The 19233-nt window shown below is 61.4% G+C and carries 16 protein-coding genes; 6 read left to right on the top strand and 10 right to left on the bottom strand.

The window, feature by feature from the left end; genetic code table 11:
- Window positions 1-617 precede the first annotated feature (617 nt).
- Window positions 618-1658 (top strand): hypothetical protein, encoded by a 1041-nt coding sequence (locus NF876_RS39340; protein WP_262270408.1) that lies wholly within the window; start codon window positions 618-620, stop codon window positions 1656-1658.
- Window positions 1659-1827: 169 nt separating this feature from the next.
- On the opposite strand, the gene NF876_RS39335 is transcribed toward NF876_RS39340, so the two are convergent.
- The 3 genes from NF876_RS39335 to NF876_RS39330 form a co-directional block, all read right to left on the bottom strand.
- Window positions 1828-3102, bottom strand: coding sequence for an App1 family protein phosphatidate phosphatase (locus NF876_RS39335; protein WP_262270409.1), 1275 nt, complete (start codon window positions 3100-3102; stop codon window positions 1828-1830).
- A 284-nt stretch (window positions 3103-3386) separates the two neighbouring features.
- Window positions 3387-3563: a LuxR C-terminal-related transcriptional regulator gene (locus NF876_RS43740; protein ID WP_373696783.1), complete on the bottom strand. Its 177-nt coding sequence runs from the start codon at window positions 3561-3563 to the stop codon at window positions 3387-3389.
- 255 nt (window positions 3564-3818) lie between these two features.
- Window positions 3819-4829: a helix-turn-helix domain-containing protein gene (locus tag NF876_RS39330; RefSeq protein WP_262270410.1), complete on the bottom strand. Its 1011-nt coding sequence runs from the start codon at window positions 4827-4829 to the stop codon at window positions 3819-3821.
- Between the two features lie 840 nt (window positions 4830-5669).
- On the opposite strand from NF876_RS39330, the gene NF876_RS39325 reads away from it, so the two are divergent.
- Window positions 5670-5888 carry a hypothetical protein gene (locus tag NF876_RS39325; RefSeq protein ID WP_262270411.1) on the top strand — a complete coding sequence of 73 codons (219 nt, stop codon included), beginning with the start codon at window positions 5670-5672 and terminating at the stop codon, window positions 5886-5888.
- 55 nt (window positions 5889-5943) lie between these two features.
- On the top strand, window positions 5944-7026 hold the full coding sequence (locus NF876_RS39320) for a transporter substrate-binding domain-containing protein (protein ID WP_262270412.1): 1083 nt from the start codon (window positions 5944-5946) through the stop codon (window positions 7024-7026).
- Window positions 7027-7585: 559 nt separating this feature from the next.
- Here NF876_RS39320 and NF876_RS39315 read toward each other — a convergent pair.
- The gene (locus tag NF876_RS39315; RefSeq protein WP_262273278.1) at window positions 7586-8956 is read right to left on the bottom strand and encodes a transposase; all 1371 of its coding nucleotides are present in this window, start codon (window positions 8954-8956) and stop codon (window positions 7586-7588) included.
- A 319-nt stretch (window positions 8957-9275) separates the two neighbouring features.
- On the opposite strand from NF876_RS39315, the gene NF876_RS39310 reads away from it, so the two are divergent.
- The gene (locus NF876_RS39310; protein WP_262273277.1) at window positions 9276-9824 is read left to right on the top strand and encodes a GNAT family N-acetyltransferase; all 549 of its coding nucleotides are present in this window, start codon (window positions 9276-9278) and stop codon (window positions 9822-9824) included.
- Between the two features lie 93 nt (window positions 9825-9917).
- Here the strand turns inward: NF876_RS39310 and NF876_RS39305 are convergent, their stop codons facing one another.
- The 4 genes from NF876_RS39305 to argH are packed head-to-tail and all read right to left on the bottom strand — an operon-like array spanning window position 9918 to window position 13908.
- The gene (locus NF876_RS39305) at window positions 9918-10751 is read right to left on the bottom strand and encodes an ABC transporter substrate-binding protein (RefSeq protein ID WP_262273276.1); all 834 of its coding nucleotides are present in this window, start codon (window positions 10749-10751) and stop codon (window positions 9918-9920) included.
- A 30-nt stretch (window positions 10752-10781) separates the two neighbouring features.
- Entirely contained in the window at window positions 10782-11546 is a 765-nt protein-coding gene (locus NF876_RS39300; protein ID WP_262273275.1) for an amino acid ABC transporter ATP-binding protein, read from the bottom strand.
- Between the two features lie 3 nt (window positions 11547-11549).
- Window positions 11550-12425 (bottom strand): amino acid ABC transporter permease, encoded by an 876-nt coding sequence (locus tag NF876_RS39295; RefSeq protein WP_262273280.1) that lies wholly within the window; start codon window positions 12423-12425, stop codon window positions 11550-11552.
- Between the two features lie 58 nt (window positions 12426-12483).
- On the bottom strand, window positions 12484-13908 hold the full coding sequence (gene argH / locus NF876_RS39290) for an argininosuccinate lyase (RefSeq protein WP_262273274.1): 1425 nt from the start codon (window positions 13906-13908) through the stop codon (window positions 12484-12486).
- Window positions 13909-14033: 125 nt separating this feature from the next.
- Here argH and NF876_RS39285 point away from each other — a divergent pair, with 125 nt between their 5' ends.
- Window positions 14034-14930, top strand: coding sequence for a LysR substrate-binding domain-containing protein (locus NF876_RS39285; RefSeq protein ID WP_262273273.1), 897 nt, complete (start codon window positions 14034-14036; stop codon window positions 14928-14930).
- A 481-nt stretch (window positions 14931-15411) separates the two neighbouring features.
- Window positions 15412-16845, top strand: coding sequence for an SGNH/GDSL hydrolase family protein (locus tag NF876_RS39280; protein ID WP_262273272.1), 1434 nt, complete (start codon window positions 15412-15414; stop codon window positions 16843-16845).
- A 240-nt stretch (window positions 16846-17085) separates the two neighbouring features.
- Here the strand turns inward: NF876_RS39280 and NF876_RS39275 are convergent, their stop codons facing one another.
- Together NF876_RS39275 and NF876_RS39270 are read right to left on the bottom strand one after the other, a co-directional pair.
- A complete protein-coding gene (locus NF876_RS39275) occupies window positions 17086-17889 on the bottom strand; it encodes a 3-hydroxybutyrate dehydrogenase (RefSeq protein ID WP_315975122.1) in 804 nt (267 codons plus the stop codon).
- A 61-nt stretch (window positions 17890-17950) separates the two neighbouring features.
- Window positions 17951-18949 carry a hypothetical protein gene (locus NF876_RS39270; RefSeq protein WP_262273271.1) on the bottom strand — a complete coding sequence of 333 codons (999 nt, stop codon included), beginning with the start codon at window positions 18947-18949 and terminating at the stop codon, window positions 17951-17953.
- Window positions 18950-19233 lie beyond the last annotated feature (284 nt).

Here is a 19233-nt window from a genome sequence, read left to right as displayed (position 1 = left end):
TCTTGCTCGGGCACAGCCTTGGCCGCAGCGAAAAGCCGTCGCATGGCGCAGATCCAGGCGGGAAGGAACCCAAACTGCGGTCAAAATCGCCCCAAAAGCCTCAGAACCGCATTGGTATCATAAGCGGCAGTTATCGATACCTAAACCGCAACGCTAATTCCCCGATGCCAAACTGTAGTCAACTCCTACTTAGCTTCACAAATTATCAGATTTATCCTTCTATTCAACATCTTATATGGTGTATAAACTGGTAGTGGCTGGGGTAAGCGGGGCAGATTAGGGGGCGGTGGGCCTCAGCCTGCCCGGAAAACGAGTTTGGCTCACCCCAGTTCGATCCAGTCGGTCGCAAGATAAGCGAAGAACGACAGCCCGAGCGTGTGGCAGGTCATTCACAGGCCCAGAAGCACGCCTTACGCCATACGGCCCAGTTTCAACGATAGCATCGACGATAACGGGGAGCCCACCAATTACTCGCATCTCACGTGTCCGTCAGGCGGGCCGAGCGGGAGCACACAGAGAGTTGTGTGAGCCGGCGAAAGCAGCGTCGCTCCGCTCCATGGCCTGCGGAGCAGGACGCCCTACCTCACCGCAGACATGTCACCCCTGCGAGTTCGGCGATGACAGCTTCCGCTCACATCTACCTAGACCTCGTACGCAGGGCACTGAACCTCGCTGGCGAGGAGCTTCGAGGTCACCGGGTCATTGGTGAGATCATGATCCATGAGCGATGCGTCATCCTGGTCCGCTACAGCTGGGCCGACGATGGCACCCGCATCGAGGCAGACATTGCCCTTGAGGGCAGGGGCGGGATTGTCCGGCAAGTGGTCGTGGGCGCAGGACGAAGTGTCGGGCTCCCCAACGATTGGGTCGAGGACATCCTGCCCGCCGCCTTTGATCACGGACCGTCCGCGGCGGCTGGGTTCCCGACGGGAATGTACCCGTCCTGGGAGCGCCCTGGGCTTCGGGTTCTCGCTGCGCCAGCCAGCCTGCTTGTTCCGATGACATTCCTCGCCTCGCTTCGCCTGAGAGACGACATCGGCTACGACGATCTTGAACCTGCCATCCGGATCGCGGCTCAGGCCGGCATCAAGAGTGCCAAGAGGCTGAAGCGCCTCGTCGCTCCTTACCTGGAGAGAAGAGTCAAGGAGGACGGCGAGATAGCCCGGACCATTGAGAGGAGGCTGTCCCAGTTCGACTATGCACTTGATCGTTTTGGCTGCGGGTTGGTGTTGAACGCGACCCCGAAGTCCCTGGCCGATGTCGCCGCACTGGCGAGGGAGGATGGCGACTGCTTTGGACTTGCCGCGGGCGAGTTCGAGGAAGCTTTCTACCAGCAGAAGGACAAGGCAGCCCAACAGGCTATGCTCGATCCGGTGCCCATTCCGACCGGAGAGCCGAGGGATAATGCCTGGCTCGGAGCGGTCGGCGAGCACCTGGCCCAGCGCTGGGGGCTCGAGGTGCCGCCCTGGACCCAAGAGGCGGCCTTCATGGGCGGACAGAGGCCGTACTTCTGGCCAGACGAGACGCTGGCGCGCGACATTCAGATCATCGAGACGCCTCCGGCCTTTCGGAGACGGCTGCTGTTCACCTATGCGGAGCCGCTCATGAACGCGAAGTTCCCCAATGACCGAAAGGTCAGGATGCCGTTCTGGCATTAAGGCAGCCTTATCTGGCGTTATCGCCTGGAGATGCCGCTGCTCTATGGGTTTGGCAGAGCCCATTGCGTGAGCACCCTTGAGCCCCGGAGTGAGGGTCTTTGAACCGTGGCAGGAGCCCTCCACCATCGACCGCAACAGACACACCTGGTTCTGGGAGGTCCCTGCCACGTCAAGCCTTGTCGAGGGGCCGGCGCGTCTTCGGCTCGACGACGACGCTGGGCGGCACGGCCTCCGATCCCGTCTCGACCAGACACTGCAGGTCACCCCGCGACACGGCGTCGGCTGTCGCAGCCGGAGTGGCGCGCTGGATGCCATGGGTCGCCGGCCGCCGCGCCGTGTCGGCCGCCGCCTTCTCGTCCTTGACCTCCGAGAGCGTCGCTGGAGCAATGAGGCCGAGACCAACCGCGTGCCCGGCCATCGCTAGGCTGTCGGCCGCCAGGACGAGGCTGCTGCCCGCCCCCGCCACCACCTTGGCGAGATCCTCGATCTCCCTGATCCTTTTGGGATCTCGGGAGACATTGCGGATGTAGACCGCCAGCACCCGGCCGGGATGCTCGTCAACGATCTGGCGGTAGATCTCAGGATCATGCTGCCCGCTGTCGCCGATCAGCACGAAAGGCAGATCACGGTAGAGCGCCAGCATGTTGTGGATCAGCTCACGCTTGTGGTCCTCGGCCTTGTGGGGCAGCGGGCTGGTCCACGAGACACCCCATTCGCGCAGGAACAGAATTGGGCCAACGGGAATGCCATGCCGGTCAAAGAATTCCTCCAATACCTCATAGATGCCCCAAGGCGCCCGCGAGACATAGAGCATGGGGTTCTGCTGATGGCCTGAGGTGCCGGCGTGCAGGGCCCGGTACAAGGCGCCGACCCCAGGAAAAGCCATTCGGCTCTTGGCATCTTCGACGAACAGGCGCCAAAGCATCCTGAGCTTGTTGGCGACCCCGGTGTACATGATGGTGTCGTCAATGTCGCTGATAACCACGTACCGGCAGCTGGCCGGCGGGATGAAGATCTGCGCTTGCGCCTGAACCGCCTGAGGCTGCTCCAGGGCCAGATCCATCGTGTGCCACCAACGATCGTCAGGTACCGACAGGGCAGGGGAGAGATGGACCCGGAAGTAGCCATCCTGGTCAGTGGTGAAGGGTTCCTCCGCGCCGTAGAACCGGGCTGTCCCGTCCGCATTGGGAACGGCGCGGCGGGCGATGCGCCGGCCGATATCGCGCAGATCAGCGAGGAGCGGGGTTCGTCGGGTCTCTGAGGACGGTTTCGACTGGCGGAACACCCGGCCGATCAGGAACACCTCAGTGGGGGAACCATACCCACGGTAGGGCTGGAGGACCACCCCGCTCTCGCCTTGCGCCTCACGCACAGGCCGAGCGATGAGGCCCGAGATCCGGGTAAATGCCCTCAACCAGGGTTTCGCCGTGCCCATGCCGCTCATGGCGTTCGCTTTGTTCCTCTGTCTTGTCTCCCAATGAAGCAGGGCCCGAGAAAGATCCTTGGACGGGCATGTGCGCTGAGGAATAGCCGCCTTTGGATCGCTTGGGCTCAGGCAGGGAAGAACGTCTGCAACGCGACCGCGAGCCGACCTTCACACGGTCGCGCTTAAAGACCCAAATCGACCCGTTGCAGGCATTCATAATGTTTGATCGTTGGTCAGCAGGCCGCGAAGCGAAATCATCGAAGTGTCGTCCTGCGGTGTATCTCAGTTGCGTCTCGATCAACTTACTTGCTCACGGGCCGATCTGATGGCGACCGGGCTGTTCTCGTCTTCAACTTGCGCAGAACGGACTTGATGTGCTCCTTGACGGCAGCCTCGTCGATCTTCAACAGATCCGCAACGGCAGACGGGTTTTGGCCGGTCGCCAGATGTGTGATGATCTCAGTTTCCCTCGGCGACATGCCCGGGGAGTCAGAGCATCGGTTTTCGTTCGCTGCCTCCGGATGTAAGAACCGAGATGGACTGTACGCGGCTTCAATGATGCTGCCGGATGGTTCCCTCCGGCGCCGAAAGATCTTTGCGGTCATCGCGGCTGCCCCCTTGCAACGGATTAACCCTGTAAGCTGTTTAGCGGATCGGGCGGGGAAATACTTTGCAGTTTGCCTCAAGCTTTGCGCCGTTTATCTCACGCGCGGGATCAAAGGAGGTAGGGCCGATCAGACCCGAAGATATTGGATCCACTCGGCCAGAACTGGCTGGCCAGATCCATTCGAGCCAGGCTGGAGATGTTTGATTGTTCGATGAGCCGAGGCGCCCTCGGCTCGGGCTTCCCGGGGCGACATATCGAACATTCCGCGGAACGTCCGGCTGAAGGCGGTTTCACTGTTGAAGCCCCACGAGTAGGCGATATCCGCAATGGAGCGATGAGCATGGGCTGATGACGTGATCTCGCTGAAGCACCGGAGCATCCGTCGTGCCCGTATGAACGCCGCTAATCCACCCAATGGCTCGAACATTCGGCCGAGTGTGGCCCTTGACAGGCGGAACTCGCGGCCGATGCTGTCCACCGTCAGCAATGGATCTGCCAGATTGTTGTCGATATAGCGCTTGATCGTCAGGATCAGTGCAGCGCGTTTGGCGATCGTTGTTGTCTCATGAGCGTCGGCCGCAGGGCCGAAACAGGCAGCGACAAGGCTAGCCGTCGCATTAGAGATACGAGCCCCATCCTCTGAACTGAGAGAGCCTGCCGCCTGATAGACGGTGCTCAGATAGGTGGCGAGCAGGTGGCCGAGAGAGGACTGACCTGAGAGCACAAGGCCATGGAGCCCGTCGGGATTCCTCGCCAGAGGCTCCAATACCGATCGCGGGACCACGAGACTGAGGTTCTGAAAGGTCGCCGCCCGGGTATGCATTGTCCGGGACAGATCAAGGATGCTGAGGTCGCCAGGATGGACATGGACCGTTCGGCCCTCTGCATCTCCCGCGTAGCCGCCTACGGGATAAAGCTGCACGAGGTAATGATCGACGCCGCTGCGCGCGATCGTCACCGGGGTGCGGCGAAACTCTTGCCCACTCGCTGCCACGCTTCCGAGGAGCAACGGACCAAAGTGGTAACTGTCGATTTTGACCCGGAACGATGCGACGGCTTGTGTATCTGCGACCGCTACGTCAAACAGCGGCGAGACAATGTTGCGCCATATCCAGTATGCCTCCTCCGGCGCGGACACCAGGGATCCTTCGAAAGAAAAAGACGGCAGACTTGGCATAGATCGGAAGGCACCCCAGAGCTCGTTCTCATTCAGGGAATGAGCCTAGGAGAAGTCTAACGGAGCACTACTGAAAGTCGAGATCTTATCAAAGTCAGGATGAACATCTTGTTACTTCGCCGTCTAACCTTTGTGCTCCCTCGGAAATATGTGGGAGGCCCGGAGCTGCCACTAATCATTTGTTCTTCCCTTGCTTCGCTTTGCCAGATTAAGAAATGGCACCTTAGACAGATCCGCCAAGTGACCCAGCCTTCGCTGCGCCCTTGAGCCTTCTAAAGTCACAGATCAAACGTCGCCTTATGGGATTGGGCTGACCTTAGCCTTAGTTCCTCACTGATGGGATGATCGGACGTTCGTTCAGGCCATGGTACTACCGAGCTTGCCCCCCATAACGCCGTTCAGTGCGGCTTGTTTGTTGAAGACAAGTAGCGCCCGGACCAGCCCTGGGCCGCAAGCCATCAGCCGCGGTCGAGGATTATCCATTTTAGCCGCTCCAGTCTGATTGCTCTTCGTCGCCTGGAGCAGAGCCTCAAGGGAGTTGGAGGAGCCCGCTTCAGGAGGTCAAGCTTTCCTGTTAGGATTATGGCTTGATCGCGGCTCCGGCGCCCCCCGGATGGACGCCCGCCGGACGCGACGGAGGGAACTCGGGCCTGACCGGGCGCCATCGGGGAGGCGGGCGTAACAACTGCCCCAGCCGGAGGGGGTCTGACGAAACGTCGGGAAATGGACCGCGGGCGTGGAAAGGATCGGGATGGCGGCGCGGGAGCGACCTATTGGTGTGTAGGAGGTCCGTGCGACGGCATGCTTCACACCGTGGGCGACGAGCAGCGGATCTGCCTGTCACCCCGGCACGATGAGGCACTGCCGGCTCCTCCAGACAGGATCTCGGCTCCATCGAGCGAGGCCGCCGACTATGACGTGCGGCGGCTTCTGGCGCCTGACGGCAGGTGGCACGAGTTCCTGATGCCGTCGGCCTGGACAAGCATGCAAGCGACAGTCTGGCTTAATCGCCGCCGCTGAGCGACTTTCCGCATGCCGCCAATCTTCTTCTCCACGCAGGCAACGAGGGACGATGATGCAGTACCTGCGCGCACTTCTATTCCTGTTCGGGAGTTTCATAGCACCGTCGATCGCACCGGCTGCCGCCCAGATCTCTGGTAATCGCGAACTCGTCATCGCCACCAAGGAAGCGGCACCCTTCGCCATGAAGGCGGCTGACGGCTCGTGGTTCGGCATCAGCATCGACCTGTGGCGAAGGGTCGGCGACCAGTTGCAACTCCGGTACAGGTTCGTCGAGGAGCCGACGGTGCCCGGGCTGCTGCACGGGACGGCCGAGGGCAAGTACGACGCGGCGGTCGCGGCCCTGACCATCACAGCCGAGCGGGAACGAATGCTCGATTTCAGCCAGCCGTTCTATCTCAGCGGCCTAGGGATTGCGGTGCCGTCGGCCCGCCCCTCGGCTTGGCAGTTGATCATCGATACGGTCGGATCGTTCGGCTTCGTCCAGGCCATCCTGGCCTTGGTGGGCCTTGCCGTGGGCATCGGTCTGCTGATCTGGCTGTTCGAGCGCCGCCACAACGAGGATTTCGGGGGTGGGGCGGTCAAGGGGCTTGGCACCAGCATCTGGTGGTCGGCCGAAACCATGACCCAGGCAAGCACGGGCTATCTCGCGCCGAGGACACTGCCCGGGCGCATCTTGGCCATCGTGTGGATGGCTGCCTCCGTCGTGGCGCTTGCGGTCTTCACCGCGAGCGTGACGTCGACGCTCACAACGCGCAAGCTCCAGGGGCTTGTGTCCGGGGTGAATGATCTGACGGCGGTCAGGGTCGGGGTCGTGGTAGGTTCGGCGACCACGGCATTCCTCGACGAGCGCCGGATCGGCTACCAGACCTTTGCCACTCCCCAGGATGGTCTTGGGGCACTCAAAGGAGGCACGCTGGATGCCTTCGTGTACGACAAGCCATTGCTGGCCTGGATCGTGAGGGAGCAGTTCGCGTCCTCCGCGGAGATACTGGAGATCTCCTTCGACGCGCAGATGTACGGCATCGCACTGCCCCCCGGCAGTCCCCTGCGCGAGCCTGTCGATGTCGCCATGCTAGAGACGATCCAGGGCGCCTGGTGGCGCCAGACGCTCTTTCGCTACCTCGGCGAACGGTAGGGCGGGCGGTGGAGCGATGCCGAGCGGCAGGCCGACGCAGACACGCTAGCCGAAGAACACGGGAACGACTTATCGTGAAGATCACCTTGTACCGACGGGCGTTTGCAGGCCGTTCTGGCCGAACACACCGACGCTGTGGAGGCCGGCGGACACGACGAACGACATCGCCGCCTTGGTGGCAGCCGCCCGGGTTCAGGGTGATGCCGGTGGCTTCGCCAACGGCCGGGCGCGGATCGTGCTCTGATCGAGTTCGGACTGGGCGACATCGAGTTGGGCTCCCAAGAGGTCGAGTTCGACCTGACGGTGTTCGAGCTCGTCTGGCCCGCGCCGCCCGGCACCGCTTCCCGGCCAAGACCACCGGCCCCGACGGTTATTCTAAGCCTCGGGAAAACAGCCACCCTTCGATGCACGATTGTCACCCAGCGCATATGGATGGAGCTGGGAACGTCGTCTTCTGGCAGATTGCGTTGACAAAGTCGGCATCCAGACGGGCTGGGACAGCGATGCAGCTTGCCTTGTTGAGGCTAAGACTGTGGTGAGGTGTATCCTGCGGACCTTCTCAAGCCTCTTGGGTCATCTGAGGCCCTGTCGGCAGAACCAGCTTGGCGAGTTTCCTCAGGTTCTGAGCGGTGGCGGCCAGCAGGAACTCGTCTTGAGCCCCGCACGGACTGCGCAGCCGCAGACGTCCCATCTTCAGGATCCGCTTGAGATGGGCAAACAGCATCTCGATGCGCTTGCGGCCCTGACGTGACCGCTCAAAGGCTGGCGTGCCGGCCAGCGCTCGCGTGACCTCTCTTGCGTGCTCATAGAAGCTACGTGTGATCCTGCGGGCCGGCGTGTTGGGACAGCAACGCTCCTTGAGCGGACACGGGCCACAGTCAAAAGTGCTGCCCAGGTAGAGCCGGTTCGTTCCTTCAGTCACGATCCGACCGCTGGTCGTCAGCGTCTTGCCCTCAGGACAGATGTAGGTGTCCGTCTCCGGATCATACGTGAAGTCAGATCGTGAGAAGGTGCCGTCCTGGCGCTCGGAGTTGTCGATCACCGGAACATGCGGCTCGATCTTCTGCTCGTCCACGAGCCAGTGCAGCATCTTGGCCGAGCCGTAGGCACTGTCACCCGCCAGCCGCTCGGGCTTGAGGCCAAAGCGCTCGGCCGCGCGCTCCAGCATGGTGCGGGCAGCCCCCACCTCGGCCTGCCGCACCGCCCGGGAAGCCTCCACGCCCACGATCACCGCTGACTTGAGGTCGATGAGGTAATTGTCGGCATAAGCAAAGAACGCGGGTCCGCGCATGGCGTCGGTCCACTGAGCCGCTGGATCAGATGGTGAGACAAACTTCGGCTCAACGTCTGTTGCTGCACCCCAAGCGACTTCGTCGAGGGTGGCGAGGTACTCGCGCACCGCCCGCGGCGCGGCATCGGTATGGTCCTGGGCCCTCCATTCGGCGCCTGCCAGGGAGCGCTGCTTGTTGGCATCGTCCTGGATCAGGCTGGCATCGACCGCAAAGCCTTCACCACCCACCAGCCCCTCGTCCAAGCAGCGCTGCACCACCGCTTCGAACAGGTGACGGAACAGGTCAGACTCCTGAAAGCGCCCGTGCCGGTTCTTGGAGAAGGTGGAATGGTCGGGCACCTTGTCTTCCAGCCCGAGACCGTAGAACCAGCGGTAGGCTAGGTTGAGGTGCACCTCCTCACAGAGCCGCCGCTCGGAGCGGATGCCCAGGCAGTAGCCGATCAGCAGCATGCGGATCATCAGTTCGGGATCGACAGAGGGGCGGCCGGTGGCACTGTAGTAGCCGGCCAGACGCTGGCGCAGCCCGGAGCAGTCGACGAAGCAGTCGATGCGCCTCAGCAGGTGATCGGAGGGAACATGATCCTCAAGCCGGAACTCATAGAACAGGCTCTCCTGCATCACCAGACACTCGCCCATCATTGCCCGATCCTCCTGCTGAGAATGCCTCATCAGGGAATCACAATCCGCCTTCAATCACGAGGACTTTTTCAACGGAATCGGCACATCCCGGAAGTGGAGCGAGTGTCCGCTCAGGACGGGAATACCGGATGCTTATGAAGGGCAGAGAATTACGTAAGATTTTCACTTCAGCACCGTTCACGGCATACATTGGGCAGAACATTGACATCGGCGGCGGCCTTAAGGCGCCTAGTCTATGGTCTATAGGTACTTGGCTCTGGTGTCTGGGTGTGAGAGGTAGAGCTCAGCTAATGATTGCCACGACGCAATAAGAGACAAGATGACCATCTCGATCCGTTGGGCACAGAAGACCGATGCACCGCCGATTGCACGGCTGCATTTTCATACGTGGCGGGAGACCTATCAAGGTCTTGCTCCGCAGGCTGCATTTGACGCGGTAACGGAGGAGGTCAGGCTCGCCCGATGGCAGGGCTTGCTTGCGAGGGAAGGGTGCGAGCAGACAATCTTGATTGCAGAGGTCGATGGGCAACTGGCGGGCTTTGGGATGGCGGGATCAGCCTCGCACGAGATCTTTCAGAGCCGAGCCGAAATCAAGTTCCTCTATGTGGGAACTGCGTTCAAGCGTCGGGGCGTCGGCCGCGAACTCCTGCTTCACCTCGGGCGCCACATGATGAAAGCCGGATACAGTGGTGTGGGGCTTGGAGTCGTTGTGGGGAACAATCCGGCCATTGCGTTCTATGAAGGGATGGGCGGCACAAGGGCAGGGAACTACACCGATCCCGGTCCTGTCTGGCGCTCCGAAAACCACCTGTATGTCTGGGACGACCTGCCGGTGCTAGTGGCGCAGGAGGCGAAGAGGAGTTCTTGAATGCACAAAAGTATGCGACGCTGGGCTCTTTTCGTGCCGTCGACCGAGACAGTTGATGGGCTCACGCGACGATGCATGAGCCCGTCTTCGTGTTTAGTCCTTGCCCTGATTGATCGTGATGGGTGTCAGCCTATTCGCCTGAAGGCTGTATTTCTTCACGATCTCGTCATAGATGCCTTTCTGCTGAAGGCGCTCAAGTCCTTCCTTGATGGCATCGCGCAACTGGGTTTCCGTCTTGAGCACCGGTATGCCAGAAAGGGAAACCGTGAAGGCCTCGCCGATGAGCACGTAGGTGTTGGGCTCCTGCGACTGGAAGTATGGCAGTGTCTCGTTGCCCTGAACGGCTGCATCGAGGCGTTGCGTCTTCAACTGCGTTCGAGCGTCCGCAGATCCCTCGGTGCCGATGGCCTCGACGGAGGGCTTTCCCTTCGCTACACAGTTGGCTTGGCTCCATTCGCCGATCTGGCGGGGCCAGTTGGTGGAGCGGCTCGCACCGACTTTCTTACCGCACAGATCCTCGGGTGTCTTGATGGTCGCTGCCATGGCGGGCGAGGTGTAGAACTGCGCGCCTGATTTCATGTAGTCAACGAAATCTACGATGTCCCGACGGGCTGGAAGATCGCTCATGCCGGCAAGTGCGATGTCGACCCGGCCCGTCTGAAGCGACGGGATCATCTGAGCAAAGGCGATTTCCTGCCACTCGATTTCAACGCCGAGTTCCTTCGCGAGAGCCTCGCCCAGATCGATATCAAATCCCGAGAGCTTATTCGTGGACGGATCCTTGAAGGTGATCGGCGCGTAGTTCGGCATCGTCGCAACGACGATTTTGCCAGCCTTCTTGATCCGATCTGGCAGTTCCATCGCGTGGGACGGAGCCGCGAATCCCAATGCGAGTACGCTCGCGAGCAAACCTGCTGTCAGTTTCATTCTCGTCGGTCCTTTCCTGGGGAACATTTATCAAGCGAGTACTGCCGCGATGAAATCGCGCGTTCTCTGTTGTTGCGGGTGCATCAGCACCTCTTGCGGCGAGCCCCGTTCCACAATGGCCCCCCGATCCATGAAGACGACTTCGTTTGCGACCTCGCGCGCAAATCCAAGTTCATGTGTCACGACAATCATCGTCATGCCCGAGCGGGCCAGATCTCTCATAACAGCTAGGACTTCGCCAACTAGCTCCGGGTCGAGCGCCGAGGTCGGCTCGTCGAACAGCATCAGCTTAGGCTTCATTGCGAGTGCACGGGCAATCGCCACACGCTGCTGCTGACCACCAGAGAGTTCCGACGGATAGGCATCCCGCTTTGCTGAAAGCCCCACGCGCTCCAATAGCGCCATGGCTTCTCCGATGACTTCGCTGCGACGGCGCTTTTGCACCGTCATTGGACCCTCGATGATGTTCTCAAGCGCCGTCATATGCTGAAACAGATTGAAGCGCTGGAAAACCATGCCACTCGTCAGCCGCTGGCGTGAAATTTCTGCGTCGGTCAGTTCATATAGCTTGTGGCCGATACGGCGATAACCGACGAGCTCGCCATCCACCCAGATGGCCCCGGAGTCGATGCGTTCCAATTGGTTGATGCAGCGAAGAAGGGTACTCTTACCCGATCCTGATGGCCCGACTATACAGAGTACTTGGCCGGCGGCAATCTCGATTGACACACCGTCGAGCGCCTGAACGGAGCCGAAAGTTTTGCGCACATCGGCTGCAATGACGATAGGCATCATGGCTCAACCCTCAACCACCGGACGTGTAACCCGACGAGACCGGCGGCCCGATCCCTTGGCGAAATAGCGTTCGAGGAAATGCTGAGCGATGCTCAGGATCGTCACGATGATCAGATACCAGCCGGCAGACACGATCAGGAGTTCGATCACACGGGCATTGGCAAAGTAGATCGTCTGCGCGTTCCGCAGCACCTCGGCGAAGCCTATCACGCTCGCGATGGACGTGAGCTTTACCATGCTGATCACCTCGTTGCCGACCGGCGGAATGATGACCCGCATGGCCTGCGGAAGAACGATGCGGCGTAGGGTCGTCAGGCGCGTCATGCCGATAGCCTTGGCAGCCTCCGTCTGGCCCGCATCGACCGACAGGATTCCTGAACGTACAACCTCCGCCGTGTATGCGCCTTGATTGATGCCGAGACCCAGCAGCGTCGCCATAAATGGCGTCATCACGTCGACCATGCGGGCCTCAAACAGGCCCGGGATTCCGATGCGCGGGAACACCAGAGCGAGATTGAACCAGATCAGAAGCTGAAGAAGGAGCGGCGTGCCGCGAAAGAACCAGATGTAGAAGACCGCGACGGCCTTCAGAACCGGGTTGGGCGACATCACCATAATGGCGAACAGGACGCCGAGCCCTATGCCTAGAGCCATAGCGCAAGCGGTCATAATGATCGTGTTGCCAAGACCGCTAATGATCGATTGGGCCGTGAAGAACTGACCAACCACGGCCCAGTCGATCTGTCCTTCAGCGAATGCCTTTACCACATAGGCGAAAGCCGCGAGGATCAGGGCACTAGCAATCCAGCGTCCGTAATGGCGGCGGGGCACATGTGTCAGATGCGCGATTGAAGGATCGAAGCGTTCGGTCTTGGCCATACCCGTCGAGGATGATGCGGTAGTGCTACTCATTCCGGTTCTTCCCATTCGTGCCTGTTCAGATCCGCGGACCATCATAGCGCATCACCCATTCGCGCTGTGTGTCGAAATCCGAACGCAGGCGAGCAAGCTGTTCGGCCACCCGGAGTGGAGCTGTTCCGCCATAGCCGTCACGGGCCCCAATGGCAGCATCGGGCGTCAGGCTCGCCATAAGGGCCGGGTTCAAGCGCGCGTCCACGACCGCCAGATCCTCTGGGCTCAGATCCTCAAGGCCGATATTGTGGTCCTCGCAATATCGTACCAGCCGACCGGTGATCTCGTGTGCCTCCGAAAAAGGAACCCCCTGGCGAGCGAGCCAGTCGGCCACTTCGGTAGCAAGCGTGAAGCCATCCGTTGCCTGACGTCGCATTTCGTGTGCATTGACCTGCATTGTTCGAACCATTCCGGCCATGGCTGGAAGCACGAGGGCCAAGGAATCGACCGCCTCGAATGCGGCCCGCTTGTCTTCCACGAGATCGCGATTGTAGGCGAAGGGCAACCCCTTGAGTGTGGTCAGCATCGTGCCGACGCCGCCTATGAGGCGTGCCGCGCGACCTCGGGTCAACTCCGCAATATCGGCGTTCTTTTTCTGCGGCATGATGGACGAGCCGGTCGCATAAGCATCATCGAGCGCGATCCAGCGGAATTGGCGCGAGGACCACAGGAATATTTCCTCAGCTAGGCGGGACAGGTTCACACCGGTCATCGCGGTGATGAACAGGAATTCCGTCACATGATCGCGGCTGCCAACCGCATCGATGGAGTTTTCGCAGGGAGCATCGTAACCGAGTTCATGGGCGGAGAGTTCGGGCGATTTGGCAATGGCTGACCCCGCGAGCGCCGCGGCTCCGAGCGGGGAGCGTGCTGCCCGCCGATCCCAATCCTGCAGGCGGTCGATGTCACGGGCGAAGCCCTGGGCGTGCGCAAGGAGTTGGTGTGCAAAACTCACCGGCTGCGCGGGCTGAAGATGTGTGAAGCCCGGGGCGATGGTCTCAAGGTGCCGTTCGGCCTGAAGCGCAAGGGCTTCCTGCAGGCCCAACAGGTCGATGACGATGCGACGGGCCTGATCCCGGAGATAGAGTTTGAGATCGTTGGCCGCCTGATCGTTGCGCGAGCGTCCGGCCCTGAGCTTGCCGCCGAGCGGCCCGAGCCGTTCGATGAGCGTACGCTCCAGGAAGGTGTGCACATCCTCGTCATGCTCGGATGGAACGAGGGTTCCAGCGGCGATCTCGATCTCGAGAGCCCTAAGGGCCGTTTCGATCGTTTCGCCTTCGCCCTGGGTGAGCAGTTTGGCCCTAACAAGCTCCCGCGCATGGGAGAAGGAGGCAGCGAGATCATAAGCAGCTAGGCGGAAATGGCTGGCATCGGAGCGTGAGAGAGCCATGAGCTCTGGGGAAGGGCCTGAGCGGAAGCGTGAGGCCCACAGAACGTTGGTCGATGTCATGCAACTTTCCTTTTTCTTTGGTGTCCCAAGGGAACCCGTGGCTGGCAAATGAAAATTCGTTTCCTTGATATTCTATTTTGGAATAGTAGGAGCCTGTTCCGCTTCTCGCCTCTGAACTCAGGCCCATGACGATCCAGCGCCTCCCAGGCTCCCTGACTGCCCTCCGCGTCCTTCTTGCCGTTGCCGAACACGGCACGGCCTCAGCTGCCGCCACGGCTGTCAACCTGACGCAAAGCGCGGTGAGCAAACATTTGCGAGGCTTGGAGGAGACATTGGGAATTTCCCTATTCGCCCGCGGCAGCCGCGGCCTCGTTCCGACAGAGGCTGGGCGGATCTATGTGAAACATGTTCGCCGTGCCCTGGCGGAGCTTGAGACGGGCAGCGCACAGGTCTCTGCTCTCAGGGCCTCGCCCTGGTCGGTCCGGCTCCATGTGTTGCCGATCATTGGCGATCGCTGGCTCGTTCCGCGCTTTTCCCGGTTCGCGGAGCTCCATCCTGAGATCGACGTGCAATTCACGACTTTTGTGACGGCCGACACAGCGGAGGCGGCCGATGGGGTATTCCGATTTGGGGAGGGAGTATGGCCCGGGCATCGAGGAAATTACCTTTTCGGCCGCGACATCGCTCTGGTTGGCGCGGCATCCTTCGTTGCACGCCTAGGCAGCATCAAGGCGGCAGAGGATGTGCGCCGCTATACCGTACTGGATCATTTCCAAACGCCCCTGCGCTGGAGCGAGTTTGCCGAGGCATATGGCTTGGACGACTTCACGCCGGTGCACACGATACGATTCGGGTTCTATTCACTGGTCATTCGAGCGGCGATCTCCGGCCAAGGCCTCGCTTTGGTTCCCCGCCGGCTCGTGCAGGAGGAGCTTGAGACTGGACGCTTGGTCAATCCGGCTGGGCTCGGCTTCAAAAGCCGCAACGCCTATTGGTTTACGACGCCCGAGGATCGCCCCATGCGCCCTGGCCTGGAGGCATTTCGGAAATGGCTGCTGGAAGAGGTACAGACGTCCCCATGATGGAGGGCGGCCAAAAGCTATTTTCGAAACAGCAAACGGGCCGATCGCGCATTTTCGGAAAGCGCGTCGGCACAGCGCGACGTAGTAACAGCGCGACGTAGTACTTGCTACGAGATTGATAACAAACGCCCGCTTTGGGGCGAGAGCATCGGCGGTCAGCTGCCCACTTCGCAAGGGCCGCTCATGGCACGAGGCGGACCTTGGCCGTATTTCCGCAGTCGTGAGGCAAGCGAACCTCCAAACGGCTACGCTTAAGAGCAGGATGTGCCTCACAGGAGACCTTTACGACTCGCAGGCATGCGCTGAGCGGTCCGGCGTTCCGTAGTTCCCATTCAGCGAACAGTCTGTCGATCACCTATAAGAATGCCTCTTCCTCCCCCCAATGGGGAAGCGTGCGGGCCTTATCCTGCCCATAATCCGGTGCAGGGTAGGGGCAAATCACAGTGACGAAGCCACGCCAGCCGTGGCGTCGGAGGTGGACATGACGATCAACTTCACGAGGCTTTTCGTCTTCGGGGACAGCATCTCTGATGCGGGGCGGCTGCCGGAGCCGTTCCGGCCCGACCCGCCCTATGTTGATGGTCGCTTCACCAACGGCCTCGTCTATGCCCAGATCCTGTCTCAGGAACTCAGTGTTGCCTCCAACAACTACGCTTATGGCGGCGCAAAGGCCCTTTCGTTGGGACCGGAGCAGGTCCTCATCGGTCTCGACGCCCAGATCACGGAATTCGAGGTCGGCTATCTTTTCGGCGCCCCGAGAGACAGCGCTGCCGCGATCTTCATCGGCGGCAATGACTACCACGACGCCGATCCGAACGATCCCACGATCGTCGGCAGAGTGCTTGAGAGTATTGACGATGCGGCCGTGCGGCTCGCACGAAAAGGTGTCGAGGACCTCGTCCTCTTTAACCTGCCGCTCTCCTTACAGACGCCTCGTGGGATTGCTCTCCCCGAGGCCGAGCGGGCAGCCGAGGACGCGATGATCGCGGCCCACAATGCTGGCCTGCGGCAACTCGCGGCCACCTACAACGGGGCCGGCGTGCCGACGACGATCATCGACGTCGATCGCCTCACTCGCGAGGTCCACGGCGACCTGGAGACCTTCGGCCTGAAAGTGTTCGACATTCCTCTCTATACCCTCGACCAAAACAACAGTCCCGTTCCAACCGGGATCACGAGCCAAGCCGATCCCGACGAGGTCGCCTACTTTGACCCGGTTCACCCTTCGGCAGCCAGTCACGGCATTCTCGCGGCATTCGCCGAGGCCACTCTGCGTGCCGATCGTGTCACGTTTCACGGCGGTGCTGCCGATACAGTCGCAGGCATCTCTGGAGCGGACTTGGTGATGGCGGGAGGCGGCAACGACACGATCTCTGCGGGAGGCGGCAACGATGTCGTCCTCGCGGGCAGGGGCAACGACAGTGTCAGTGGCAGTGCCGGGTCCGATCTCCTCATTGGCGGCGGCGGCAACGACACGATTACGGGATCTACCGGCAGCGATCTCCTTGCTGGCAATGCGGGTAACGACAACCTCAGCGGCGGTGACGACAATGACGTGATGCTCCTCGGCACCGGCCTCGACAGTGCCAACGGTGGTGCCGGCCACGACCTCCTGATCGTCACCGACGATGCCCTGGCCGGTTTCGACACCGTGACCGGAGGGACGGGAACTGACGTCCTTCGATTAGAGGTGGACGGGGAGGTCTTCGCGTCAGCGGAGTTCCAGGCCGAGATCAACGGCTTCGTGCCCGGCGCGGAGACGGTCCTGGGGTCGGGCGTCATCGTACGGGAGATCGAGCGTCTCGAAGTGTATGTCGACGGCACCCCGGAGTTCGCCAAAGGCCTCGCGGCACCGAACCAGGGCACGGCTGTCGCGATGCTACTGCGGGATGCGGATCTGTGGGGTCTGGTCTGAGCGGTGATACATTGCCCCAGTATCCTAGTTGGTTTCAAGGAAAGCGGCCTTCTGCAAAAGTCGGACCAGTGAGCCAGGAAGGGCTACAAATGGTACGCCTGAGACCAGAGCTCGAAGGCAGTAATCCTCAGCGAATCGGACGTTGCGAAATAGCAGGGAATCTCATTTCCTGACCCAGACGTCGCACATCCAACAACGATTGGGAGCCCGACTGGGAACTCGGCCTCCGGACCACCCAACTCAGTGTGCCGCCCAGCCGCCGTCCATGGCGTAGGCCGCTCCCGTGATGGTCCGAGCGTGAGAGCCACAGAGGAATACCGTGAGGGCGCCTATGCTCTCGATGGACGAGAACTCATGCATCGGCTGCTTCGCTCGCAGCAGGTCCATGCGTGCTTCGACGGGACTCATTCCGGAAGCCGCAGCCCGTGCTTTCACCTGACGCTGGACAAGTTCGGTCAGTACCCAGCCTGGGCAAATCGCATTGCACGTGATCCCGTCATTGGCCGTCTCCAGGGCAACGACTTTCGTAAGTCCCAGCAGGCCATGTTTGGCCGCCACGTAGGCGCATTTGTTGATGCTCGCAACAAGGCCATGAACCGATGCGATGTTGATAATGCGCCCCCAGCCGTGGGCACGCATGGCCGGCAGAACCGCTTTGACGGTACAGAACGCCGCGGTCAAATTGAGCCACAGGACTTCCTCCCAGTATGCGTCAGCAAACGCCTCGACCGGGGCAACATGCTGGATCCCAGCATTGTTGACCAGGATGTCGACCGTGCCGAACTGCTCTTGCGCGAACGCAACAAGCCGCTCCGCGTGACTGCTCTTGCGAAGATCCGCCGCATGATAGTGAGCCTCAACGTTCCAGGTTGCGGCGAGCGCGTCTGCGAGAGGCTCGCCTTGCTGACCTGGACTACGGCCGTTGAGAACGAGATTGCAACCGGCCTCCGCCAGGGCACGGGCAATCCCCATGCCAATGCCTCTGGTTGATCCGGTGACGAGCGCGGTCCGACCCGCAAGCGGACGGGGAACCGCGTTCAGCACGTCTTCAGCCGTGGGCCTGCTTTCTTGAGGGAGGGGCTGATGGCGTGCATGGATGGTGTCCTCAGGCTTTAGGAGGCACCGCAACAGCGGCAGGGTTCACGGGCAGCTTGTGCCGGCCGAGTGTGCGGACGAGGCGAGCTCTCGCGCCAATGACACCTTTGACGACCAGTGGCAGGGCCAAGACGGGGAGGACACAAGCCGCCACATAAGCCTCGGTGGCCGCCGGGAGGGTTGTGCCAGCCGCGGCCCAAGCCAACGTGACGTTGCGATTGCCGCTCACGAGCCCGATTGTGAACGCGTTCTTGGCGCCCCAGGCTGCGAACAAGAGAGAGCCCACGCCTCCGGCCGCCAGGTTTACGCCGACGGCAGCCAGGGCGAAGACGGTGAACGCACTCCGATCGGTGACCCAGTGGGTTCGAATGCCGCTCATCGTGGCAAGGCCCACGATCATGAGACCTACCACGGCCACACCCGCCGCGGCCGTTTGGTCGGGCAGGATTGCCCTGATCCTGCTGCGCCAATGCCGTGCCGCCTGTGCCAGAGCGGCGGCCGAACCGATGATGATAGCCAATCGCCAGGCAAGATGGGGCATGTCGACCGCCATATTCACGCCAAGAGCCGTCGCAAAGGCTGGCATGGATAAAGGCGCCGCCAGCGTCAATGCAAGGGAGGCCACCAGAGCAAGGCGCGGCTGGAGACCGAGCATCACTGCGATCGCGGCGGCACTGCCGACGGGAGGCGCCAGTACGGAGAGAACGACACCCGCCTCCAGTGCCGGATCAAGGTGCAACTGGAACACAATGGCTGCCGCCAGCAGCGGCACGCCAACAGCGACCCACACCAAAGCAAGGAGGATGCGGCGCCAGCCCACGGCCTTCTCGGCAGGGGCGAGGCTCGCGCTGAGAAAGGACCCCAAGGTGAGCAGGAAGGCCGAGATGGGCAACGCCTGATAGGCTGCTGCGGCGAGTGGCGCAAAGGCCGCTCCCAAAGCCAGGGAGAGCACCAGCAGGGCTGGCCCGCGGCGACCAATGCAAGCGAGACCTTGACCAAGAAAGCGCATGGCAGGCTCCTCTGCCATGGGCCGGCCGGGCGCATGGCCACTGAACATGGGAACGGGATGGCGGGCGATCAGACGCCGAGCACGCACGCGGCCAACTGAGGGCCCTGGCGGATCCCATACTTGCGCCGCGTCTCCGCAGGTGAGCGCGACGCGTCGGGGAACCGTATTGAGATTGCCGCAGTCAGGCCCTGCCCGCATCCTCCGAACGGGGGATGCGGAAATCGAGCGCTACGGTGTTATTGTTCCGTTTGGCGGTTGCAGCCTCGGCCCGAAGGGGGCCGGTG

Source organism: Microvirga yunnanensis (assembly GCF_025460875.1).
Note: the sequence above shows the minus strand (reverse complement) of the source record. Positions and strands in the feature narration are given on the sequence as shown.

Coding starts and splice junctions, on each gene's coding strand:
- NF876_RS39340 (WP_262270408.1), top strand. CDS start 618: ATGACAGCTTCCGCTCACATCTACCTAGACCTCGTACGCAGGGCACTG.
- NF876_RS39335 (WP_262270409.1), bottom strand. CDS start 3,102: ATGAGCGGCATGGGCACGGCGAAACCCTGGTTGAGGGCATTTACCCGG.
- NF876_RS43740 (WP_373696783.1), bottom strand. CDS start 3,563: ATGTCGCCGAGGGAAACTGAGATCATCACACATCTGGCGACCGGCCAA.
- NF876_RS39325 (WP_262270411.1), top strand. CDS start 5,670: ATGCTTCACACCGTGGGCGACGAGCAGCGGATCTGCCTGTCACCCCGG.
- NF876_RS39320 (WP_262270412.1), top strand. CDS start 5,944: ATGCAGTACCTGCGCGCACTTCTATTCCTGTTCGGGAGTTTCATAGCA.
- NF876_RS39315 (WP_262273278.1), bottom strand. CDS start 8,956: ATGATGGGCGAGTGTCTGGTGATGCAGGAGAGCCTGTTCTATGAGTTC.
- NF876_RS39310 (WP_262273277.1), top strand. CDS start 9,276: ATGACCATCTCGATCCGTTGGGCACAGAAGACCGATGCACCGCCGATT.
- NF876_RS39305 (WP_262273276.1), bottom strand. CDS start 10,751: ATGAAACTGACAGCAGGTTTGCTCGCGAGCGTACTCGCATTGGGATTC.
- NF876_RS39300 (WP_262273275.1), bottom strand. CDS start 11,546: ATGATGCCTATCGTCATTGCAGCCGATGTGCGCAAAACTTTCGGCTCC.
- NF876_RS39295 (WP_262273280.1), bottom strand. CDS start 12,425: ATGGCCAAGACCGAACGCTTCGATCCTTCAATCGCGCATCTGACACAT.
- argH (WP_262273274.1), bottom strand. CDS start 13,908: ATGACATCGACCAACGTTCTGTGGGCCTCACGCTTCCGCTCAGGCCCT.
- NF876_RS39285 (WP_262273273.1), top strand. CDS start 14,034: ATGACGATCCAGCGCCTCCCAGGCTCCCTGACTGCCCTCCGCGTCCTT.
- NF876_RS39280 (WP_262273272.1), top strand. CDS start 15,412: ATGACGATCAACTTCACGAGGCTTTTCGTCTTCGGGGACAGCATCTCT.
- NF876_RS39270 (WP_262273271.1), bottom strand. CDS start 18,949: ATGCGCTTTCTTGGTCAAGGTCTCGCTTGCATTGGTCGCCGCGGGCCA.